General features: G+C 43.7%; 23 protein-coding genes. 9 read left to right on the plus strand and 14 right to left on the minus strand.

The window, feature by feature from the left end; genetic code table 11:
* Positions 1–119: 119 nt before the first annotated feature.
* Complete coding sequence (mbcS, locus tag ATL39_RS06230; protein ID WP_120192428.1) at positions 120–1,694, plus strand: acyl-CoA synthetase MbcS; 1,575 nt, start codon at positions 120–122, stop codon at positions 1,692–1,694.
* Between the two features lie 39 nt (positions 1,695–1,733).
* Here mbcS and ATL39_RS06235 read toward each other — a convergent pair whose 3' ends face one another.
* Positions 1,734–2,282: an NADPH-dependent FMN reductase gene (locus tag ATL39_RS06235; RefSeq protein WP_170146851.1), complete on the minus strand. Its 549-nt coding sequence runs from the start codon at positions 2,280–2,282 to the stop codon at positions 1,734–1,736.
* Between the two features lie 274 nt (positions 2,283–2,556).
* On the opposite strand from ATL39_RS06235, the gene ATL39_RS06240 reads away from it, so the two are divergent.
* Entirely contained in the window at positions 2,557–3,897 is a 1,341-nt protein-coding gene (locus ATL39_RS06240) for an alanine/glycine:cation symporter family protein (protein ID WP_425452977.1), read from the plus strand.
* A 60-nt stretch (positions 3,898–3,957) separates the two neighbouring features.
* On the opposite strand, the gene ATL39_RS06245 is transcribed toward ATL39_RS06240, so the two are convergent.
* Entirely contained in the window at positions 3,958–4,920 is a 963-nt protein-coding gene (locus ATL39_RS06245; RefSeq protein WP_120192431.1) for a 2-hydroxyacid dehydrogenase, read from the minus strand.
* Position 4,921: 1 nt separating this feature from the next.
* Positions 4,922–5,767, minus strand: a complete 846-nt coding sequence (locus ATL39_RS06250) for a 50S ribosomal protein L11 methyltransferase (protein ID WP_120192432.1) — start codon at positions 5,765–5,767, stop codon at positions 4,922–4,924.
* Between the two features lie 183 nt (positions 5,768–5,950).
* Between ATL39_RS06250 and fumC the strand changes: the two genes are divergently transcribed.
* Positions 5,951–7,339, plus strand: coding sequence for a class II fumarate hydratase (fumC, locus tag ATL39_RS06255; protein ID WP_120192433.1), 1,389 nt, complete (start codon positions 5,951–5,953; stop codon positions 7,337–7,339).
* A 96-nt stretch (positions 7,340–7,435) separates the two neighbouring features.
* Here fumC and ATL39_RS06260 read toward each other — a convergent pair whose 3' ends face one another.
* Positions 7,436–7,621 carry a hypothetical protein gene (locus ATL39_RS06260; protein WP_120192434.1) on the minus strand — a complete coding sequence of 62 codons (186 nt, stop codon included), beginning with the start codon at positions 7,619–7,621 and terminating at the stop codon, positions 7,436–7,438.
* A gap of 173 nt (positions 7,622–7,794) precedes the next feature.
* Positions 7,795–8,346: a phosphatidylglycerophosphatase A family protein gene (locus ATL39_RS06265; protein WP_120192435.1), complete on the minus strand. Its 552-nt coding sequence runs from the start codon at positions 8,344–8,346 to the stop codon at positions 7,795–7,797.
* Positions 8,347–8,460: 114 nt separating this feature from the next.
* On the opposite strand from ATL39_RS06265, the gene ATL39_RS06270 reads away from it, so the two are divergent.
* On the plus strand, positions 8,461–9,189 hold the full coding sequence (locus ATL39_RS06270) for an alpha/beta hydrolase (protein WP_120192436.1): 729 nt from the start codon (positions 8,461–8,463) through the stop codon (positions 9,187–9,189).
* An 18-nt stretch (positions 9,190–9,207) separates the two neighbouring features.
* Positions 9,208–9,633 (plus strand): GNAT family N-acetyltransferase, encoded by a 426-nt coding sequence (locus ATL39_RS06275; RefSeq protein ID WP_120192437.1) that lies wholly within the window; start codon positions 9,208–9,210, stop codon positions 9,631–9,633.
* Positions 9,634–9,667: 34 nt separating this feature from the next.
* On the opposite strand, the gene ATL39_RS06280 is transcribed toward ATL39_RS06275, so the two are convergent.
* The 5 genes from ATL39_RS06280 to fabI all read right to left on the minus strand — a co-directional run bounded on the left by ATL39_RS06280 (position 9,668) and on the right by fabI (position 14,419).
* Positions 9,668–9,967 carry an HNH endonuclease gene (locus ATL39_RS06280; protein WP_120192656.1) on the minus strand — a complete coding sequence of 100 codons (300 nt, stop codon included), beginning with the start codon at positions 9,965–9,967 and terminating at the stop codon, positions 9,668–9,670.
* Positions 9,968–9,989: 22 nt separating this feature from the next.
* Positions 9,990–10,223 carry a hypothetical protein gene (locus tag ATL39_RS06285; protein WP_120192438.1) on the minus strand — a complete coding sequence of 78 codons (234 nt, stop codon included), beginning with the start codon at positions 10,221–10,223 and terminating at the stop codon, positions 9,990–9,992.
* Positions 10,224–10,371: 148 nt separating this feature from the next.
* Entirely contained in the window at positions 10,372–12,435 is a 2,064-nt protein-coding gene (gene ptsG / locus ATL39_RS06290; protein ID WP_120192439.1) for a glucose-specific PTS transporter subunit IIBC, read from the minus strand.
* A 193-nt stretch (positions 12,436–12,628) separates the two neighbouring features.
* A complete protein-coding gene (gene glcT, locus ATL39_RS06295; protein ID WP_120192440.1) occupies positions 12,629–13,456 on the minus strand; it encodes a glucose PTS transporter transcription antiterminator GlcT in 828 nt (275 codons plus the stop codon).
* Between the two features lie 180 nt (positions 13,457–13,636).
* Complete coding sequence (gene fabI, locus ATL39_RS06300; protein WP_120192441.1) at positions 13,637–14,419, minus strand: enoyl-ACP reductase FabI; 783 nt, start codon at positions 14,417–14,419, stop codon at positions 13,637–13,639.
* A 213-nt stretch (positions 14,420–14,632) separates the two neighbouring features.
* Here fabI and prpE point away from each other — a divergent pair, with 213 nt between their 5' ends.
* Together prpE and ATL39_RS06310 are read left to right on the plus strand one after the other, a co-directional pair.
* The gene (prpE, locus tag ATL39_RS06305; protein WP_120192442.1) at positions 14,633–15,385 is read left to right on the plus strand and encodes a bis(5'-nucleosyl)-tetraphosphatase PrpE; all 753 of its coding nucleotides are present in this window, start codon (positions 14,633–14,635) and stop codon (positions 15,383–15,385) included.
* A 16-nt stretch (positions 15,386–15,401) separates the two neighbouring features.
* Positions 15,402–15,845: a hypothetical protein gene (locus ATL39_RS06310; protein ID WP_120192443.1), complete on the plus strand. Its 444-nt coding sequence runs from the start codon at positions 15,402–15,404 to the stop codon at positions 15,843–15,845.
* Here the strand turns inward: ATL39_RS06310 and ATL39_RS06315 are convergent.
* From ATL39_RS06315 to ATL39_RS06330, 4 genes are read right to left on the minus strand one after another with little or no spacing between them, the layout of a single operon-like run.
* Positions 15,832–16,746: an RluA family pseudouridine synthase gene (locus ATL39_RS06315; protein ID WP_120192444.1), complete on the minus strand. Its 915-nt coding sequence runs from the start codon at positions 16,744–16,746 to the stop codon at positions 15,832–15,834. The two genes, ATL39_RS06310 and ATL39_RS06315, sit on opposite strands and share 14 nt — an antisense overlap.
* 3 nt (positions 16,747–16,749) lie before the next feature.
* The gene (locus ATL39_RS06320; protein ID WP_120192445.1) at positions 16,750–17,544 is read right to left on the minus strand and encodes an NAD kinase; all 795 of its coding nucleotides are present in this window, start codon (positions 17,542–17,544) and stop codon (positions 16,750–16,752) included.
* A gap of 1 nt (position 17,545) precedes the next feature.
* Positions 17,546–18,205, minus strand: coding sequence for a GTP diphosphokinase (gene yjbM / locus ATL39_RS06325; RefSeq protein WP_170146852.1), 660 nt, complete (start codon positions 18,203–18,205; stop codon positions 17,546–17,548).
* Positions 18,206–18,214: 9 nt separating this feature from the next.
* Positions 18,215–18,601, minus strand: coding sequence for a UPF0738 family protein (locus tag ATL39_RS06330; protein ID WP_120192447.1), 387 nt, complete (start codon positions 18,599–18,601; stop codon positions 18,215–18,217).
* A 129-nt stretch (positions 18,602–18,730) separates the two neighbouring features.
* Here ATL39_RS06330 and ATL39_RS06335 point away from each other — a divergent pair, with 129 nt between their 5' ends.
* On the plus strand, positions 18,731–19,318 hold the full coding sequence (locus ATL39_RS06335) for a CYTH domain-containing protein (RefSeq protein WP_120192448.1): 588 nt from the start codon (positions 18,731–18,733) through the stop codon (positions 19,316–19,318).
* Positions 19,319–19,371: 53 nt separating this feature from the next.
* Positions 19,372–20,094 carry a lytic transglycosylase domain-containing protein gene (locus ATL39_RS06340; RefSeq protein ID WP_245960930.1) on the plus strand — a complete coding sequence of 241 codons (723 nt, stop codon included), beginning with the start codon at positions 19,372–19,374 and terminating at the stop codon, positions 20,092–20,094.
* The last annotated feature ends 176 nt before the right edge of the window (positions 20,095–20,270 follow it).

The raw sequence follows: 20,270 nt of genomic DNA on the forward strand, positions 1-20,270 counted from the left end.
TACTCATTCAGTTGTTTTCTTTTTTCATGTGTAAATGAATAGCTGTTCATTATTCTCTACCTTTCTTTTAGTTATTCTAGTATACTTGCATTAATTCAACCTAAAGGAGGCCGCACGATATGAAGAGAGAGGATCTGCTTGCGCCGGCTCAGTACAACATAGTTGATGAACTGGACGCTTATAGAAATGACGATGAAAAAACCGCCGTTCGGTGGATGAATGAAAAAAAAGAACGCCGTGACGTGTCTTACAAAACTCTTTTGGAAAAAACCAGCCAATTTGCCGGTGTGCTGCTCGATATGGGCATAACAAAAGGAGACAAAATTCTTATTATTGTTCCGCGACTGCCGGAAGCATATATTATATACCTTGCCTGCCTGAAAATTGGAGCTGTAGCCATTCCAAGCTCTGAAATGCTGCGCTCCAAAGATCTGGTATACAGGCTTCAGCATTCAGAAGCAGTGGGAATTATCGCACACCACCACTCTACTGAAGAAGTCGATGCTATTACAGAAGAGCTCCCTCATCTGCAGTTTAAGCTGACACTCGGGGGTGCTGTAGATGGCTGGCAGCATGCTGATGCTCTTGCTGAAACAAAAGAAAAAGAACTGGCCACCGCTGATACTAAAAGCAGCGATGTTGCTTTTTTGTCCTACACTTCCGGAACTACAGGCAACCCTAAAGGCGTTATTCACACCCATGCCTGGGCCTATGCCCATGTCAGAACCGCAGCTACGGAATGGCTTGGCGTAAGGGAAAATGATATCGTCTGGGCTACGGCCGCTCCCGGATGGCAGAAGTGGGTGTGGAGTCCATTTCTTTCCACCGTTATGCTTGGAGCCACTGCGTTTGTATATCATGGTGGATTTAAGCCGGATACTTATTTACAGCTGCTTCAGGATGAGAATATTAATGTTCTCTGCTGCACGCCTACCGAGTACCGCTTAATGGCGAAAGTCGACAATCTGGACTCTTACAGTCTTCCTCATCTCCGCAGCACAGTATCGGCCGGGGAACCATTGAACCGCCCTGTAATTGAGGCATTCAAGCATGCCTTTAACGTAGATGTAAGGGATGGCTACGGTCAGACAGAAAATACCCTTCTTGTAGGAACGCTGTTGGATATGGAAGTCAAACCGGGATCGATGGGCAGGCCCACTCCAGGAAACCCTGTATCGATTATTAATGATATGGCTGAACCTGCGGCAGTCGGCGAAGTGGGAGACATCGCTGTTCATAAAGACTGCCCGGCTCTTTTTAAACATTATTACAGAGATGCTGAAAGAACGGCAGGTTCCTTTAGAGGCGACTGGTACTTGACAGGAGATCAGGCTTCCATGGATGAGGACGGCTATTTTTGGTTCGAAGGCCGCAGTGACGATATTATTATCAGCTCCGGCTATACCATTGGACCGTTCGAAGTGGAAGATGCTCTTCTTAAACACCCGCAGGTGCAGGAATGCGCCGTTGTAGCAGCACCCGATGAAGTCAGGGGAAATATAGTAAAAGCTTTTGTAGTTATTAAAGGAGAACACCCTGCAAATAAAGAACACTTCGTTTTGGAACTGCAGAATCATGTGAAACAAATGACGGCTCCTTATAAGTACCCGCGCCGGATTGAATTCATAGAGGAGCTTCCAAAAACGACCTCTGGTAAGATCAGAAGAATAGATCTGCGGAAGCAAAGCCGTTAGATCAAAAAAGAGCAAAAGCCCGGGGCTTTTGCTCTTTTTTTATGTCTGTTGTTGTTCTATCCATTCAATAAATGCTATTTCTGCTTTTTTCAACGTTTCCCGAAGCCTTTCATCTGTAATGACTTCGTCGTCATTTATCTTTTTCGGGGCAGTTCCTATAAACACCTCGGGCTGCTGCAGTACCAGGCTGCCGCATGCAGCAAGAGTCTGCTTGATCTGCTGCTGTCCCAGAGCCGTTCCCAGCGCCATAGGAGAAGCACCTAGCACAAAGGCAGGTTTTTTATCGAGGACATTTTCATTTGTCATACTGCCTGCCCAATCCAGTGCATTTTTTACTACCCCCGGCATACCGTGGCTGTATTCAGGGCTTACAATCAATACTCCGTCTGCTTCTTTGAGCTGTTCTTTCATTTCGGCCGGCTGTTTCGGATCTCCGCCTGTTTCTTCATCGGCGTTGAACAGAGGAATATCCGCAAGATCAATCCATGTGTACTCTACTTTACTGTCCGCTTGTTCTATCATGTGATGCAGCACTTTCTTATTGATAGATTCTTTGCGAAGACTTCCAGCTATTGCAGCTATTTTCATTTTACATTCCTCCATTTATTTCTACACTACAGAATCACATTCAGACGCGCAATAATGCCGCTCTAAAAAGCATGACAGAAATAGTAACAAGGTACTATATATTGTAAAAATTTCTTTGTTAAGATAATAATCATCTGCTATACTTAATTTGTTCTAATCGTTTTTTCTGAATAATATCACAATTACAGCTATTCCTACGGGTCTACATAGCTTCATTTCTTCATACGACCCGTTAAATAGAAATACTCATTACATAGGAGGGTTATGGTTGGGAATTAATGATTTTTTAGGAACGGTTGGTGGCTTTGTCTGGGGACCGCCTCTTCTTATTCTGCTTGTAGGAACGGGTATTTACCTTACTATCCGATTGTCCTTTCTTCAGTTTACGATGCTGCCCTATGCCTTAAAGACAGCCTTCACAAAAAAACAGGATAAGAAATCCGAAGGGGATATTTCCCACTTTCAATCCTTGATGACCGCTCTTGCGGCCACTATCGGTACAGGTAATATTGCCGGGGTAGCCACGGCTGTTGTTATCGGCGGACCGGGAGCTGTATTCTGGATGTGGATTTCTGCATTGGTCGGCATGGCGACGAAATACGCTGAAGCTATCCTTGCGGTAAAGTACCGCATAAAGGATTCAAACGGGCAGATGGCCGGCGGTCCTATGTATTATATTGAAAAAGGACTGGGATGGAAATGGATGGCCGTTTTATTTGCAGTTTTTGCGGCTGTTGCCTCTTTTGGTATAGGAAATACTGTACAGTCCAACTCTGTAGCTGCCGTTCTTCAGGAAAACTGGGCTATGCCCGTATGGATTACAGGTCTTATTCTAATGGTTTTCACGGCTTTTGTTATACTGGGCGGAATTAAATCCATTGGACGTGTTGTAGGTTTTATCGTTCCATTTATGGCTTTGTTTTATGTTAGTGCCGGACTTATTATTCTTATATTAAACTTGGAACTGATCCCAGGCGCTGTGTGGCTTATTCTATCTGATGCCTTTACTGGTCAGGCGGCTGCCGGCGGAGCTGTCGGTGTCGCTATTCAGTACGGTGTGGCGCGCGGTGTATTCTCAAACGAAGCAGGTCTCGGTTCGGCGCCGATTGCGGCTGCTGCTGCAAAAACCGATTACCCGGGACGCCAGGCTCTCGTATCGATGACCCAGGTGTTTATTGACACTATTGTGATCTGCTCTATTACCGGCGTAACGCTTGTAATGGGTGATATGTATTTAGACGGAGCTGATGGTGCTGCACTGACTTCAGCCACCTTTGAATTCTTCTTGGGACCTATTGGTGCCACTATCGTTGCCATTGGGTTAATATTCTTTGCTTATTCAACTATACTCGGCTGGTCCTACTACGGCGAGCGTTCCGTATACTACTTGTTTAAAACATCCAGAGCTATTATGATTTACAGGCTTTTATATGTTATAGCTGTTTTCATTGGAGCCGTGCTGCAGCTCGACACTGTCTGGGCTTTAGCAGATATCATGAACGGACTAATGGCCGTACCAAACTTAATTGCCCTGCTGCTCCTTTCCGGTGTAGTAGTCGCAGAAACAAAAATCTTCCTCAAGAAAAAGCGGGAAGAAGAACGTATGGTAAAATAACACTAAAAGAGCAGCCACAGCGGCTGCTCTTTTTTCATATGCTATACAAATTCGGCTTTCCTACACCACCCGGTGCGTTAATTCTTCTCCTGAGAGGGCCTGCAGAATATGGTCTGCTGTCATATGCGCCATCGCCATTCGTGTTTTTACGCTGGCGCTTCCTATATGAGGGGTGGCAGTAACGTTAGACAATTCCAGCAGCGGGTGGGCGGAATCAATAGGCTCGTTCTCAAATACATCCAGTCCGGCGCCTGTGATTTCTTTATTTTGCAGTGCCTGATAGAGAGCCTTTTCATCGACTACGCCGCCACGCGAAGAATTAATTAGAATGGCGGTTGGTTTCATCCGCCTGAATTCCTCTTTTCCAATCAGATGATGCGTATCCTTTGAATATGGAGCCATTACGCATAAAAAATCAGCCCGTTCAATTAGTTCATTTTTGCCGGTATATATAACGCCAAGGCGGTCTTCCGCCTCTTTTTTCCGGGAGCGGTTATGATACAGCACTTCCATATTAAATCCCGCGGCACGCCTGGCGACCGCTTCCCCTATTCGTCCCATCCCAATAATACCAAGTGTAGCGCCAAAAACATCCCTGCCGGTTAAATGAAAAGGAGACCAGGAACTCCATTGATTCTGTTTAATAGAAAGAGCCGCTTCCTCCACTCGTCTGGCAGCAGCCATCAACAGTGCAAACGTTAAATCCGCTGTTGTTTCTGTAAGTACTTCCGGCGTATGAGCCACTTTAATGCCAAGTTCGGCAGCTGTTTCTATATCAATGTTGTTGTAGCCGACTGCCATTGTGGCGATCACTTTCAGTTTTGGAGACTGTCTGAGCATATCACCGCTCATCGCTTCTGTGATCGTGCAGAATACTGCATCTGCTTTTTGACATTCTTCAGCCAGCCTTTCCTTTGGTACCGGCTCCTCTTCTTTTTCCCACATGCCTACTTCATACCGATCGGCTAACTTATTTACGATTTCTTCCGGCATTTTCCTTGCAATAAATACATACGGTTTCATGTTATACCCCTTTCTTTGTCCAAAGCATGGTATGCCATTCTCCAGATACTTTGTGCTTTTCTTTTTCCAGTCCGGCAAGCACGCAGGCCTGTTCTACTGCTTCAGTCGACCATTCTATTATTCCTGAAATGGCTAGTTTATTAAAATGAACATTATGCTTTTTCAGATAAACGAGCATTTCTATGCTGAAGCTGGCTCCAATATTCACTACAATCCAGTCATAGCTCCTTCGCGGCGGTACTTCAGCCAGAAGATCCTTTTCATATACCGTGATTTGTTGTTCAACATGGTTTAAAGAAGCCTGGGCCATTACCTCCCTGGTTACGGGCTGAATATCAAATGCGTCTACCTGCGCTCCTTTTAAAGCAGCCCCTACAGCTAAAATACCAGAACCTGTTCCGGCATCCAATACGTTAGAGGGCGCCGGTTCTTCTTCTGCTATAATGCTGAGCATGTCTATGGTCGTGCCGTGAAGACCGGTGCCAAAAGCACCCTGAGGATCCAGGCAGATACTTTTATCATGCCGGTGTTCAAACGGAGGATACTGCAGCTCCCATCCATTTACAATAGGCCGGTCTTTATATTCTTCCACAGAATCATCCAGCTTTTCCCAGTCTATCTTTTCTTTTGGAATCCCTAATACGTCTGCGATTACAGACGCCTCTGGATACATTTGATCATCAATAAACAGCATCTGGCTTCCATTACTATCTTTTATGTAGCTGTATCCGTCAAAGTTTTTTGTTATTTGAATGGCTTCTTGTATAAAAAAGGAATACATTTCTGCTTCATTCAGCCGGTAAACCAGGTCTTCTTCTTTTTCCGGAGGAACTGTAATTTTCCACATAGCACTCTTCCTTTCCAGTGTTTCACAGATTCTATCTGCTCTACACTTATTTTCTCATGGTTTTTAAAGAATTTGAAAGAAAATACTGGATTTCTCTTTCTTTTTTCCTTAGTTTTTAGGTACTCTATAAGAGCAGGCGATTTTGAACTGAACTAGAATTCAAGCTACCCAGGAGGGACACACATGGAATTTAGAACTGAATCAGATACTATCGGAGAAATGCAGGTGCCGGCTGACAAGCATTGGGGCGCCCAGACGCAGCGAAGCCTTGAGAATTTTAAAATAGGCAAAGAGCAGATGCCAATTGAAGTAGTCCACGCTTTTGCCATTCTAAAAAAATCAGCGGCGCTCGCCAACAAACGTCTTGAAAAAATAGAAGCTGAGAAAGCAGATGCTATTGCAGCTGCTGCCGAAGAAGTGACATCCGGAAAGCTTGATGACCATTTTCCGCTTGTCGTATGGCAGACAGGCAGCGGTACGCAGTCCAATATGAATATGAACGAAGTTCTCGCAAGAAGAGCTACCGAAATTCTAAAGACCAGGGGCTCGGAATTCATCGTTCATCCCAACGATGATGTAAACCGTTCCCAGAGTTCCAACGATACTTTCCCAACAGCGATGCATATTGCAGCTGTGCTCAAAGTAGAAAAAGATGTTATTTCAGCCTTGAACGTTTTAAAGGGAACTTTCGAAGAAAAGATGAAAGCGTTTGACGATATTATTAAAATCGGCCGTACTCATCTTCAGGATGCTACGCCGCTTACTCTCGGCCAGGAAATCAGCGGCTGGCACCGGATGCTCGAACGCTGTGAACAAATGATCCTGGAAAGTATTGACCATGTAAAGGATTTGGCGATCGGAGGTACGGCAGTCGGTACAGGAATTAACGCCCATCCTAAGTTTGGTGAGTACGTCGCAGAAGAAATCTCTTCTATTACCGGCACAGCTTTCCGCTCGGCCCCGAACAAATTTCACTCATTGACGAGTCATGATGAGACGACCTATGCACACGGTGCGTTAAAAGCACTGGCCGCTGACTTAATGAAAATTGCCAACGACGTACGCTGGCTTTCAAGCGGTCCGCGCTGCGGTATCGGGGAACTTTCCATCCCTGCCAATGAGCCGGGCAGTTCGATTATGCCGGGTAAAGTAAACCCTACACAAAGTGAAGCAATGACTATGGTAGCTACCCAGGTTATGGGAAATGATGCCGCGATCGGCTTTGCAGCCAGTCAGGGAAATTTTGAGCTTAATGTATTTAAGCCGGTTATTATCTACAACTTCCTGCAGTCTGCTTATCTTCTTGCCGATTCAATGCTTTCTTTCAATGAAAAATGTGCCGTCGGCATCGAGCCGAACCATGAAAATATTGAAGAACACCTCCGCCAGTCTCTTATGCTGGTCACAGCTCTTAACCCGCATATTGGCTATGAGAACGCAGCAAAAATTGCCAAAAGTGCCCACCTTAAAGGACAGACTTTAAAAGAAGCGGTACTGGAAAGCGGCCTTTTAACAGAAGCCCAGTTTGAAGAATACGTAGATCCGGCCAAAATGGTTACTCCTAAAGAATAATATTATAATCTGAAAGGCCTGGATGCTTGAGCATCCAGGCCTTTTTATACGTTTTAAGTAAAGTATTCTGCATGAGGATACTGCTTCACTTATGTATCATGCTTCATCATAAGTATAGCGGACCACATAACGGTTGGTTTTCAGCTTTCTTACTTCCACAGAAGGACCGAGTTCATAGCCTTCCTTCCAGTTATCTTCAAGCTTTGCTTTCAGGCATCCAGCCTGGAATTTTGAGCGGAATGTTTCTTTCCAGTATATCCAGCGCGGTTGATGTGCATTCACGTTATCGCCGACTCCTTTATTTATTATATTTAAATGCTGTATGAGCAGGTATAGTGGGATTGGTTATTATCCATATTGTAGCGGATTCCATTAGAAAAATCATCTAATGTTTCTTTCTGCTGTAACTATATTTTATTTTAACAGCAAAAAACCGGCCTGCGCCGGTTTTTTATCTATCCTATAAGCTCTTCATCTTCGCGCTTTTTGATCTGATCTTTGCGTTTATTTTCCTCGCGGTCTCTCATACGGTGGGCAAGCCTGGCGGATGCACTTGCTGCGATACTTGCTACCAGGTCATCCAAAAACGTATGCACCTGTTCTTTATTGTTGTCGAGTTTTTTGATAATGCCTTTTTTCTCTTTGTCCAAATATCCAAATGTTGTCACAGCGATGCTTCCAAATCCAAATACAGAACCTAAGGCAATGGTTTCATCTACGCCGAACAGCCCTTCATCTGATTCAATCAGCGATTGAAGAGGTTCAGACAGCTGTTTCTTTTCTGTAAGTTTGTCTAATTCGATTCCGACGAGTACCGCGTGCTGGATCTCCCGCTTGCACAGCACTGCGTCAGCACTTTCGTAACAGTCGTCCATCGTTAGGTTCGGTGAATATTGAGCCTGCATTTCATAAACAATTTCAGCGATGTCGTCAATTAAGACACCTCGTTCTTTTAATGCTTTTCTCGCAGCATTTTCTACTACGTCGCATGATACAGGTTTTTTCATAACGGATGCCTCCTTTTTCCTATTTTAACATATCAATAGAACCTGCGCTCTGGTTAAATGCTGTGATACAATAGGACTGCTGAACGATACATTTGACTGGAAAGGATTGTTTTGATGAACGGCACAACAGAGCGAATCACCCTGCATAGTGATATTCTCGAGCACACGTTTGAGCTGTATGTATATCTTCCAGCTCATTATAATCCGCTTTACACGTATCACCTCGCACTTACTCAGGACGGCCGGGATTACTTCAGGCTGGGTAAAATAGCCGAACATATAGAGACGGCGATGGACGAAGGAGCCAGACAGACCATTGTTGTAGGTGTACCTTATCCCTCGGTCAGACAGCGGCGCGAATGGTATCACCCCAAAAGCGAAAAAAGTGAAGACTATCTGGCATTTATAGTAAAGGAACTTCTTCCTTTTTTAGATAAAACGTACCAAACCTGGAATCTTTCCCATGGCCGTACGCTGCTTGGGGACTCCCTGGCAGGCACTGTTTCTCTCCGGGCGGCTCTGCGTTACCCCAATACGTTTTCACGTGTGGTGATGCACTCTCCCTACAGTGATGACAACATAGCAGCAGAAGTAGATAATGCAGAGAACACCGGCCACTTTGATATCTACCATACGATTGGCCTGGAAGAACATACGGTCAAAACAACCAATGGCACATATGAGGATTTTCTGGAGCCAAACCGAAAGCTTGCCGAAGCTCTGGAGAAAAAAGGAGCACGTTATTGCTATAAGGAATTAGAGGGCGGCCATTTCTGGAAAGTATGGGAAGCGGACATGCTTCCTGCCCTTCGTTTTATGTATGACATTACACCACCCTCTTAAAGAAAGAAGGATCGTCTTATGGTCATTGTAGAAATAGCGGAAACAAAAAAGCAGATGGATGAGGCTTTTGCTGTCCGCTACGCTGTGTTTGTTGAAGAGCAGAAAGTACCTGCTGAAGAAGAAATTGATGAGTTTGAAGAAGAATCCGTTCATTTTGTTGCTTATGAAGACAACATTCCCATTGGAGCCGGACGGATGCGCAAAGGTACCGGTTTTATTAAGGTCGAACGTATCTGCGTACTGGCCCCTTACAGAAAAACAGGGGCCGGCCGTTATATTATGAAGGCTATTGAAGCGCTGGGGCAGGAGCAGAATTTTGCTGAAGCTAAGCTTCATGCCCAGACCAGGGCTGTCCCTTTTTATGAAAAGCTCGGCTATACGATTACATCTGATATTTTTATCGATGCCGGTATTCCTCATGTAGCTATGGTAAAATCACTATAATAAAACAGCCGCTTTTCCTTTAAGGAAAAAGCGGCTATCTTTTTTGAGAGGCTGTTTTCACCTTCACTTTTTTGTCAGGAGATTGTTTGCGGATCCATTTCAAAAAACGCTGCATCTGTTCCTGCTTTTTTAATTTTCCCAATGTATCATAATGATCGGCAAGCTCTTTGTTCGTAAACAACGCATGTATCTGCCTATGGCAGGCTCTGCACAGTAAAGCAGTTTCTTTATGGGCGCCGCCTTTGTCTTTGGGTGTGAGATGATGGACGGTGCGCTCCTCTACTTCTCTTCCACAGAGTTCACAAATTCCCTGTTTGTCTTTTCTTCGTGCCATATGCTGAATTGCCGGCTCCTTTCTATGTCTGCTGATCAAACCTGTTTCCTTTGCCGTACAGGTCCTGCTCAATTTCTCTGCGCTTCTGCAGTATCTCTCTTTCCTCATCCGGATCAGGTGATTCATTGTCTGTTACCTGTGAAATACTCTCTATTTTTTTAGGGCCGGCTACTTTGGCCGTGCCTTTCGTTTTTTCTACCTGCCTGCTTCCGTATAAAAGAGCGGCCTCATTTGGTACCGGCGGAACATACCCCATACTCCTCATCCTCCCGTGTCTTTTACTATTACTATACCCCGTTTTTATTTAATATAGTCACTTATGCCTGGAAGATTATCTTTACAGCACCCCCGGATACATTTTATGAAAACAAAAAAAGGCCTGCCCGAAAGGCAGACCTTTAATCTTATTTAGAAATGTTAATAATATCCGCTTCGTTCCTGGATACCTTTTCTGTTTTTTTCAGTTCTACTTTCTGGCCTTCATTTAAGTTCGTGAAAATAACTGGAGTAATCGTTGATTTAGCTTTCTCCGCTATAAGAGCAAGATCAGCTTTTACAAGAGTCTGTCCCTGAGCAACGATGTCTCCTTCAGAAACAAAGACTTCAAATCCTTCGCCCTGCATGCCAACCGTATCAATACCGATGTGAAGCAGTATCTCCCGGCCGTCATCAGCAATAATACCAATCGCATGTTTAGTAGGGAAGACGTTGTTTATTTTTCCATCAACCGGGGAAACGAATTCGCCGTCAGCCGGCTCTATCGCAAACCCGTCGCCCATCATACGACCAGAAAATACGTCATCCGGCACGTCATCAAGCGGGATAATACGACCTTCAGCAGGAGAATTGATTGATTTCTCTTCTGAGAGATCCGGTGCAATTGCCGGCTCTGCTTCTTTATCCGGATCAAAATCCGGCTTTTTATTAATCGGCTCGGCCGGTGTCTTACCGTCTATTATATCCTGCATCTGACCTTTGATTGCATCAGATCTCGGTCCGAAAATAGCCTGGACATTGTTTCCGACTTCCATCACGCCTGCGGCTCCAAGCTGCTTGAGACGGTCTTTATCCACCTGCGATTTATCGTTTACCGTAATACGAAGACGTGTAATACACGCGTCTAAATGCTTGAGGTTTTCTTTACCGCCGAATGCTTCAAGCACATTGTAAGGCAGCTCACTTACTTCGCCTTTGCCGCCTGTGCTTACTGCTGCAGCTGCTTCTTCACGACCCGGCGTCATAAGGTTAAATTTCCTTATGGCAAAACGGAACATAAAGTAATAGATAGCAAAGAATACAAGACCTACTGGAATCACGAGCCACCAGTCTGTACGGTTCGGAACAATACCGTATAGGAAGTAGTCAATTGCTCCCCCGGAGAAACTCATCCCAATTTTTACATTTAATAAATGCATTGTCATAAAGGATAGTCCGGCAAAAATAGCGTGAATACCGAATAATACAGGAGCTACGAATAAGAAGCTGAACTCCAATGGCTCGGTAATACCTGTTAAGAAAGAAGTTAATGCGGCTGATCCCATAATACCGGCAACATATTTTTTGTTTTCCGGCTTCGCGCAGTGGTAAATCGCAAGTGCTGCGCCGGGAAGACCGAACATCATGAATGGATACTTACCTGTCATAAATGTACCGGCTGTGAAATCTACTCCATCTCTCATCTGTTCAATGAAGATACGCTGGTCTCCGCGGATTGTTTCACCAGCGGCGTTAACATATGTGCCAAACTCAAACCATATTGGGGTATAAAATACGTGGTGAAGACCGAATGGAATAAGTGACCTTTCTACTACACCAAAAATAAATGCGGCAAGCGTCTGGTTGGATTCCGTCATGAAGTAGGAAAATGTGTTTAATACTTCCTGGATCGGAGGCCATACGAATGTAAGAATCGCACCAATAATCAAACCGCCAATCGATGTAACAATAGGAACAAAACGCTTTCCTGCGAAGAATCCTAAGTACGAAGGAAGTTCAATTTTGTAAAAGCGGTTAAACATGTAAGCACCGAGAATACCGGCAATAATACCGCCGAACACGCCCGTTTGAAGAGTCGGGATACCTAATACGCTGGCGTAGGCCGGGTTATCTCCAACCATATCGGCGTCAATTCCGACAAGTACGCTCATCGTAACGTTAATAATAAAGAATCCTATTAATGCGGCAAGTCCTGCTACCCCATCTCCATTTGCAAGGCCAATAGCTACACCTACTGCAAACAAAATAGCGAGGTTATCAAATACAATTCCACCTGCTTCGGACATCAGACTCGCTAACAAAACGAAAAAGTCGCTTGTTAAAAATGGAAAAATGCTGACCATGTTTTCTTCCTGCATCCCTGTACCGATAGCAAGAAGAAGACCGGCTGCCGGCAGCAGAGCTACAGGGAGCATTAAAGCTCTACCTATACGCTGAAGCAGTCCGAACAAGTTTTTAAATGTTTCTTTCATTTCTCTTCCTCCCTTTTTTTAGAACGCTTACATCATTTAACACGTCACCGATCCAGCTTATTTAAGCACACAAAAAGGCATGAGAGAAAAAGCTCTAACGATCAAAGAAAAGCCACCCTGCCTCTTCTTTCATCATCAGAACCATTCGTTTCTCTCATGCCTGCTTTACCAGTCACACGGGTTGGAATGTGCTTTATTTAGTTGAAAGCCTTTGCAAGTGAATCGTTAAATACACTGCTTCGCTTTCCGGAACGGTAACATGTAATTGATGCTGCATCATTTTGATGAGCTTCCAAGCAAGATTATAGCACACAGGATATTCTTCTTTCAATACTTTTTTTAAAGAATCCGGTTCATCTCTGCTGTCTCCATTTTCAATACGGTCAATCGCCTGTTGAATATGGCGGATCAATCGTTGATGATCGAGGTCTTTATGATCAATGACAATATCAAGATTCTGCTGGATTGTCCGTTTTAAATCAGCAATAATCTGGGTGTGTTTGTTAATCTGATGAATATCTTTATCCGTCAGCGCACTGTGAATGTGAAGCGCAACGAAACCTATTTCCCCTTCCGGCAGTCTGCTTCCGGTACATTTTTCTACGTGCAGAAGAATTTTCCTGGCTGCTTTATATTCAGCAGGATAGGCAATTTCAGCTTCTTCCAAAAATGGGTTAGTAAAAGCCAACCCCTGCTTCTGCCGCTTTATTGCAAAAAATAGGTGGTCGGTCAGGCTGACATGAATGTGTTCGTTCAGATTGACCTGAAAATATTCTTCCAATATTACCATACACTCATTCATGCATGCGATAAATGACTCATCCACATGATTAATTAGCTGTTTATACTGTTCTTGTTCCTGCCCGTCTTTCAGAACAAAAAATTTCTCTGCGGCATCTTCAGAAGTACTGTCTTCAGCTTTCTTTCCAAATCCTATGCCTTTTCCAGTTACGATCACTTCGCCGTAATTTTCGTGGTCCGCTATAATAACATTATTATTTAATACCTTGAGCACTTTCATCTGTTCAACCCCATTTGTTTCCTACTTGTCCCGGATGATAATTTCAAAAGAACGCATGCCCGGTAAATGTATGTAGTGTGGCTTCTCACTTCTTTGTTGATCCAAAATATGTATATCTATCATATCATACAAAAAAGAGAGGCTTTTTGTATAGAAAAAAGCCTCTCTTCTTTACATTGATTACATACCGACAGTGTTGTAACCGCCATCTACATGAATGATTTCTGCCGTAATTCCCCGTGACAGGTCACTCATTAAAAACAACGCTGTATCCCCGATCTCTTCCTGGGTTACTGGACGACGGAGCGGAGATTTGTCTTCCATTTCTTTTAAAATGCTGTTAAAACCGGCAATGCCTTTAGCTGAAAGAGTACGAAGCGGACCAGCTGAAATAGCATTTACGCGGATGTTGTACTGGCCGAGATCACTTGCCAGATAACGGACACTTGCATCAAGTGAAGCTTTTGCTACGCCCATAACGTTGTAGTTTTTGATGGCTCTTTCACCGCCGAGATACGTAAGCGTCACAAAGGAGCCTCCTTCTTTCATTAAATCCAGTTCCTTCACAACTTTTGCTACAGCTGTAAGAGAATACGCACTTATATTCTGGGCAAGAAGAAAACCTTCGCGGGTCGTATTCATATACTCGCCTTCAAGCTCTTCCGACTTGGCAAAAGCGATACAATGGGCAAGTCCGTGGATTACGCCTACTTCTTCTTTGATTGTCTTAAATGCTTCATCGATTGCACTGTCTTCTGAAATATCACAAGGGAGTACGAGAGAATCATCCCGGTCGAGTGAATCAGCCAGCTTGCGGACATTTTCACCCAGTCGTTCTCCTGCATACGTAAATACCAGTCTTGCTCCTGCATTGGAAAGGCTCTGCGCAATCGCCCAGGCGATGCTTCGTTTATTGGCCACTCCCATAATGACATATGTGCGTCCTTCTAATGAAAAACTCATGTACGACACTCCTTTGTTATACCTATATAATTTATTACCTGTTATTAACACTAGTATATCATGTCAGCTATTATTCTCCTATCCGCTTTTTTAAAGAATCTTTTCTCGTTTATTCTTTATTTTTTTCGGTAAAAAAGAAACATAACTCCATTTATTTCGTAATAAAAAGAATAAGAGATTAAGAATGGACAACCCGGAAAGGATTTACAGCGAATGAAATATGATTTTATCAGCGATATTCATGGATGTTTTACTGAATTATGCGAGCTTCTTTCCGCCCTGGGCTATCAGCAGAATGGAAAAGGCTTTTTTCACCCTGGTGATAGGAAAGCAGTGTTCGTCGGTGATATAACCGACCGTGGAGACAACTCGGTTGAGGTTATACAACTGGTTTCTGAAATGGTATCTTCCGATCAGGCCGTTTATGTTCCCGGAAACCATTGCAATAAGCTGTACAGATATCTCATTGGAAGGCCGGTTACAATTAATCACGGTCTGGAAACAACAGTGTATGAAATAAACAGCCTTACCGCTTCGAAACGAAAAGATATCATTTCTACTTTTCTTGATCTGTATAAAAATGCCCCATTGTACGCATCTTTTGACGATGAGAAGGTAGTTGCAGCCCATGCAGGTCTTACCGAATCTTTATACGGCAGCTACTCCAAAGAAGCAGAACGTTTTGTATTGTACGGAGATGTTACCGGCCGAAAAGATAAGAATGGCCTTCCTATTCGTGGAGACTGGGCACAGCTCTATCTGGGAAGCCGGCTGGTCGTGTACGGCCATACCCCTGTTCTTTCTGCAAGATATGTAAATAAGACTGTGAACATTGATACCGGCTGTGTATTTGGCAATGCATTGACAGCTTTCCAATATCCGGAAGAGAAAACTCTTTCTGTGCCCTCTTCTTATTCCTTTGTACCGGCTAAATTTCCGTTTGATGATGTAAATATGACTATGTAGGTAGAAGGTGGTACCGGTGCTGAGACGTTTTCTTTTTCTATTTTTAATCATCAGTTGTTTCCTATTGGCTGCCTGCCGGCCGATCAGTCTTTCTCTCGATGAAGAAAGCAGCTCCATCGTTGTTGACTCTGACACTTCCACTTTGATTATCCAAACGTTAATAGAAAATGAAAGAGAGTGGAAAACCGAAACTTTGTACGCTGAATTTGAAGTACTCAATGAGGAACTGGCCCATCAGCTCGAAACCTCGACATTATACTATAATACTAATCAAAGAGGTATCCCGGAACAATTTTCTATTGACCCGGAATACGGCCGGTTATTACATGAACAATTTGATTACATGGGCACTATCTCTGAAGAAGAGCTGCAAAATAATATTCAAGTAAATGTTTACGATGAAAATCATAACCCTTTGCAGACGCTGTCTATGAAAGATGTAAATATCAGTTATCGTTAGGATAAGGCTCGGTTAAACCTGCCTGCGTAAGAGCATAGCGAAAATCTTCCGGAAGACTGGCGCTTACAGACATTGGCTTCATAGTTACCGGATGCTCAAAATCTATGCGGCTTGCATGCAGAGCCTGCCTGTTTATCAGGCTGGAAGACTCTCCATACAGCGTATCCCCTAGGAGCGGATGACCTGCAGCCTGCATATGCACACGGATCTGATGCGTCCTGCCACTGTGCAGAACGAGCTCTATAAATGAAACATCTTCCTTTGCTTCTATCGTTTTCCTTGCTGTTCTGGCCGGCTTTCCTTCTTCGTGTATTTCTCTTGTAACGATGCTGTCTGTTTTTACACGAATACGTCCGGTCATTACTTCGTCTGCACTGCCTGTGTTTCCCTGTACCAGTGCCTGATAGGTTTTACTGCCGGGATTCTGGTCGAAATAATGAGAAAGCCTTTCATGAGCATAGGCATGCAGGGCTATAATAATAACGCCGCTTGTTTCCCGGTCAAGCCTTGAAACCGCATGAAAAGACTGCGGCTGGTTTTTCTGCTGTAAATAATACAACACGGCTTCCGCCAGATTCGGCTCCCCTTCTTTTCGTCCAGGCATTGTAAGAAGCGGAGCCGGTTTGTTAATGACCAGAAGGTGTTCATCTTCATAAAGAACATCAAATGGGTAAAATGCAGGCACAAAAACTTCCGGAGCCTTTACGGGCACGCATACTAAAATAAGATCTCCTGTATTTACCTTTTTACGAAGAGGAGAGGGCCTGCCGTTTACAATAACGAGGCCCTCTCTTTTTATTTTCCGCTTAAAGCCGGATGATATTTTCTTCTCATGCAGCAAAAAATCATGAACGGTTTTTGGAGAGGACGCTTTCCAATGAATAAATCGATAGGAATTCATTTTTTATTCTCCAATGAATGATTCTTTGACCCGTTTCCAAAAAGGAAGCGGGCGGAAGCGGGCAAACCGGACTTTTTCTTCAGCTACCCGGCACTGAATAGATTTTATACATTGATCTACAATCGATTTATGGTCAAGCGTAATCTGCATGTCCACTTCGTTTAACGGCTTCAACAGACAGGTATGGTGCTGGGGAAGTATGAGCGGTGAGCCGACTGTACGATACACACGGTTATTGATGGAGGCCATTTCTGCAATCTGCATGGAAGCAAGAGACGGATGCAGAATCGCGCCTCCCAGCGCTTTATTATAAGCAGTACTGCCTGAGGGTGTGGATATACACAAGCCATCTCCACGAAATGTTTCAAAAGGCTCTCCTTTTATTTCAACATCGCAGACGAGCGAACCCTCGAGGGTTTTAATCGTACATTCGTTTAAAACAAGGTAACGATCGGACTGCGGGCGGTCATAATGACGCACGACTACTTCAAGCAGCGGGTATTCCACCACTTGAAACGGCGTTTTTGCGATATGGATAACCAGCTTTTCCACTTCTTCCGGTTTCCAATCGGCATAAAATCCGAGATGTCCTGTATGTATCCCGACAAAACACGTTTCACTTAAAAGGTTACTGTATTGGTGGAATGCATGAAGAAACGTTCCATCCCCCCCAATCGTTATAACGATTTCAGGTGTTTCACTGTCTTCTGTCAGGCCGAATTCCTTTAAATACTTGTCTACTTTTTTCCTAAGCGCGTTTGATGTATCGTCTCCTCTACTCGTTACGGTATATCTCATGTTATCCCCCTTCCCTTCTTTCCCGGTCTCTTTGGTAGTTTTCCTTATTCTGGAGGATAATCTGCTGGGCATCCCTTACTTCTCCACGGATCATCGACATTTCTTCATCAAGCCGGAATGCGGCTTCTGAAGCACTCTGCAGCCGCTTCTTGATATTCTCAGGGATTTCCCCGCTGTATTTATAATTCAGGGAATGCTCAATTGTAGCCCAAAAATTCATAGCCATCGTTCGAATCTGGACTTCTACAAGCACGCTCACTTCTCCATCAATTGTATGCACAGGATATTTTATAACCATATGATAAGAACGATAGCCGCTTTCCTTTTTCGTTTTTATATAGTCCCTTGCTTCCACTACTTCAAAATCGGAACGGCTGCTTACCAGTTCAACAATGGTGTCAATATCTCCAACAAATTGACAGACAAGGCGGACACCGGCAATATCCTGCATTTGTTCGCTTAATTCATCCAAAGCGATATTTTTTAGTTTGGCTTTTTCCAGAATACTCGTAACCGGCTTTACCCGCCCGGTTACAAATTCTATTGGTGTATGCTTGGACGAAAGTTTGTACTGCTCGCGAAGGCCTCTCAGCTTCACTTTAAGCTCTTCTACTGCCTGCCTGTACGGAGTAAGAAACGTATCCCAGTTGCTCACTGTCATTCACCGCCATTATTCGTTTTGAGGGAGAAAATTGTCTTCTACTGCATTCACCATTTCATTTCCGTAGTTGCTGTTTCCCGGGATATTATCAAGAAGGTAATCCATTTCCTGTTGAAAGGAATGCAGTATAATGGATGTCGGACCTTCTACAGTTACTTCTGCCTGCTGCTTTACCGCTTCCGCGAGCTGAGGCCAGATTTGTTTAGGAAGTCTGAGCTGTATGAATGCTTCTTCCGTGTCCAATACGTAAACAAATGTTAACGCATTGGAATCTGCAAGCATTCTCATGCCATCTTTCAGCTTTTTCCATTCCATAACCGGCCATTCTTCTATAGGATATAGCTTTAATGTATTATTTTCCATTGCTGCTTCTGTTACTGTAAGCATATGTTCCATTTTAAGCACCTCTTTTAATGTATCTTTTCATATTTTACCATATTTGTCCTCTTTCGCGGCAAAGATGGTTTTCCTTCGATATGGTATCATAATTTTAATACAATTGTCTTGCGGAAAGGGCGTATAATCATGGCACAGGAATATGAAATAGAAAAAAAGAATCTGCTTACGAAAAAAGAATTTGAAACGCTGCGGGAGTATTTAAAATTAGAAGAAAAAGATTTTTCCAGCCAGTCAAATACATATTTTGATACCGGGGAGTTTTCCCTTAAACAAGCCGGCGCTGCCCTGCGGGTAAGAGAGAAAGGCAGCTCAGCGGAGCTTACGCTTAAACAAAAAAATAAAAATGTTCCCGGTTTACTTGAAACAAACCAGAACCTGACCGATAAAGAAAAAGAAGATATTCTAAATCATACGGTATTCCCTCAGGGCGAAGTTACAGAACAGCTGATGGCTTCTCTGCAGATCTCTTCGGAAGATCTTCAAGCTTTGGGCACTCTTTATACAAAACGTGCTTCCATAAACTGGCATGAAGGCGAAGTATTTCTCGATCACAGCCAGTATTTGGATACGGAGGATTTTGAAGTGGAGATTGAATCTGCGTCCGAAGAAGCCGTTAATAAATTAATGAATAAACTCTTAACACCATTTTCTATTCCCGTCAGACAGGCACCCAACAAAATAGCACGCTTTTTCAACCGTAAATATGCTCAATGACCCCCATTATCTTATATTTTAAAATCTAATTTATTATTGAGGTGATATAAAGCATGAATATTGATCAGTCCTTTTTTGTTCCAAGCACTTCCTATAATAAGACAGACTCATCACAAAATGCGCCAGGGGCATTTGCCTCCATGCTGTCCGCTTTTCCATCGATGATCGAACAGGCGATGTCATCCGGAGGCAGTCCGGATACAGGCGACTCTCAACAGCTTCAGGAAGGGAGCGGCTCTCCGCTGTCATTGTTTCTATCCGTACAGGATGCCATGAGCTTTTTCCAGAATGGTCAGGCAGCATTTAACCAGCAGCCTTCAGAAACAGCTGCTTCTATGCCCTCTGCTTCTGTTCAAAACACAAGCTCATCAGGAACCGGCGCTATTCCTTCCGATAATCAATATAAATCCTTGATCGAAGCCTCTGCCTCTAAGCACGGCGTTGATCCAAAGCTGATTTATTCCATCATCAAACAGGAATCCAATTTTAACCCCAATGCCAAGAGCCATGCTGGAGCTGCAGGCCTAATGCAGCTTATGCCCGGAACGGCAAAATATTTGAAAGTCCAAAATCCGCTGGATCCTGCTCAAAACATTGAGGGGGGAACTAAATATATTAAGGATATGCTCAATAAATATAATGGCAGCCAGGAACTTGCCCTCGCCGCGTATAACGCCGGACCCGGCAACGTAGACAAACACAATGGCATCCCGCCTTTTAAGGAAACCCAGGCATATGTTCCTAAAGTATTAAATACATTCCGCTCTCTTACTTAATCCGTCATTTATAATGGCGGATTTTTTATATGTTCATCATTTTTTTGTCACAAAATGTTCATATTGTTTGCTGTTTGACCCCTCCTCTTGTTAGAATAAGCTTAATTGGAAGAATAGATTAAAGTTGTACAAATATAGCTTATTTACCGCCTGTCTTATTTTCTCAGAAAAATCAA

The organism is Sinobaca qinghaiensis, assembly GCF_003610495.1.
Lineage (GTDB): Bacteria > Bacillota > Bacilli > Bacillales > Marinococcaceae > Sinobaca > Sinobaca qinghaiensis.

Coding starts and splice junctions, on each gene's coding strand:
- ATL39_RS06235 (WP_170146851.1), bottom strand. CDS start 2,282: ATGAAAATAGCTGCAATAGCTGGAAGTCTTCGCAAAGAATCTATCAAT.
- ptsG (WP_120192439.1), bottom strand. CDS start 12,435: ATGAAAGAAACATTTAAAAACTTGTTCGGACTGCTTCAGCGTATAGGT.
- ATL39_RS06335 (WP_120192448.1), top strand. CDS start 18,731: ATGGCACAGGAATATGAAATAGAAAAAAAGAATCTGCTTACGAAAAAA.
- fumC (WP_120192433.1), top strand. CDS start 5,951: ATGGAATTTAGAACTGAATCAGATACTATCGGAGAAATGCAGGTGCCG.
- mbcS (WP_120192428.1), top strand. CDS start 120: ATGAAGAGAGAGGATCTGCTTGCGCCGGCTCAGTACAACATAGTTGAT.
- prpE (WP_120192442.1), top strand. CDS start 14,633: ATGAAATATGATTTTATCAGCGATATTCATGGATGTTTTACTGAATTA.
- ATL39_RS06285 (WP_120192438.1), bottom strand. CDS start 10,223: ATGGGGTATGTTCCGCCGGTACCAAATGAGGCCGCTCTTTTATACGGA.
- ATL39_RS06315 (WP_120192444.1), bottom strand. CDS start 16,746: ATGAATTCCTATCGATTTATTCATTGGAAAGCGTCCTCTCCAAAAACC.
- fabI (WP_120192441.1), bottom strand. CDS start 14,419: ATGAGTTTTTCATTAGAAGGACGCACATATGTCATTATGGGAGTGGCC.
- ATL39_RS06320 (WP_120192445.1), bottom strand. CDS start 17,544: ATGAGATATACCGTAACGAGTAGAGGAGACGATACATCAAACGCGCTT.
- yjbM (WP_170146852.1), bottom strand. CDS start 18,205: ATGACAGTGAGCAACTGGGATACGTTTCTTACTCCGTACAGGCAGGCA.
- glcT (WP_120192440.1), bottom strand. CDS start 13,456: ATGAAAGTGCTCAAGGTATTAAATAATAATGTTATTATAGCGGACCAC.
- ATL39_RS06340 (WP_245960930.1), top strand. CDS start 19,372: ATGAATATTGATCAGTCCTTTTTTGTTCCAAGCACTTCCTATAATAAG.
- ATL39_RS06275 (WP_120192437.1), top strand. CDS start 9,208: ATGGTCATTGTAGAAATAGCGGAAACAAAAAAGCAGATGGATGAGGCT.
- ATL39_RS06245 (WP_120192431.1), bottom strand. CDS start 4,920: ATGAAACCGTATGTATTTATTGCAAGGAAAATGCCGGAAGAAATCGTA.
- ATL39_RS06250 (WP_120192432.1), bottom strand. CDS start 5,767: ATGTGGAAAATTACAGTTCCTCCGGAAAAAGAAGAAGACCTGGTTTAC.
- ATL39_RS06330 (WP_120192447.1), bottom strand. CDS start 18,601: ATGGAACATATGCTTACAGTAACAGAAGCAGCAATGGAAAATAATACA.
- ATL39_RS06265 (WP_120192435.1), bottom strand. CDS start 8,346: ATGAAAAAACCTGTATCATGCGACGTAGTAGAAAATGCTGCGAGAAAA.
- ATL39_RS06280 (WP_120192656.1), bottom strand. CDS start 9,967: ATGGCACGAAGAAAAGACAAACAGGGAATTTGTGAACTCTGTGGAAGA.
- ATL39_RS06270 (WP_120192436.1), top strand. CDS start 8,461: ATGAACGGCACAACAGAGCGAATCACCCTGCATAGTGATATTCTCGAG.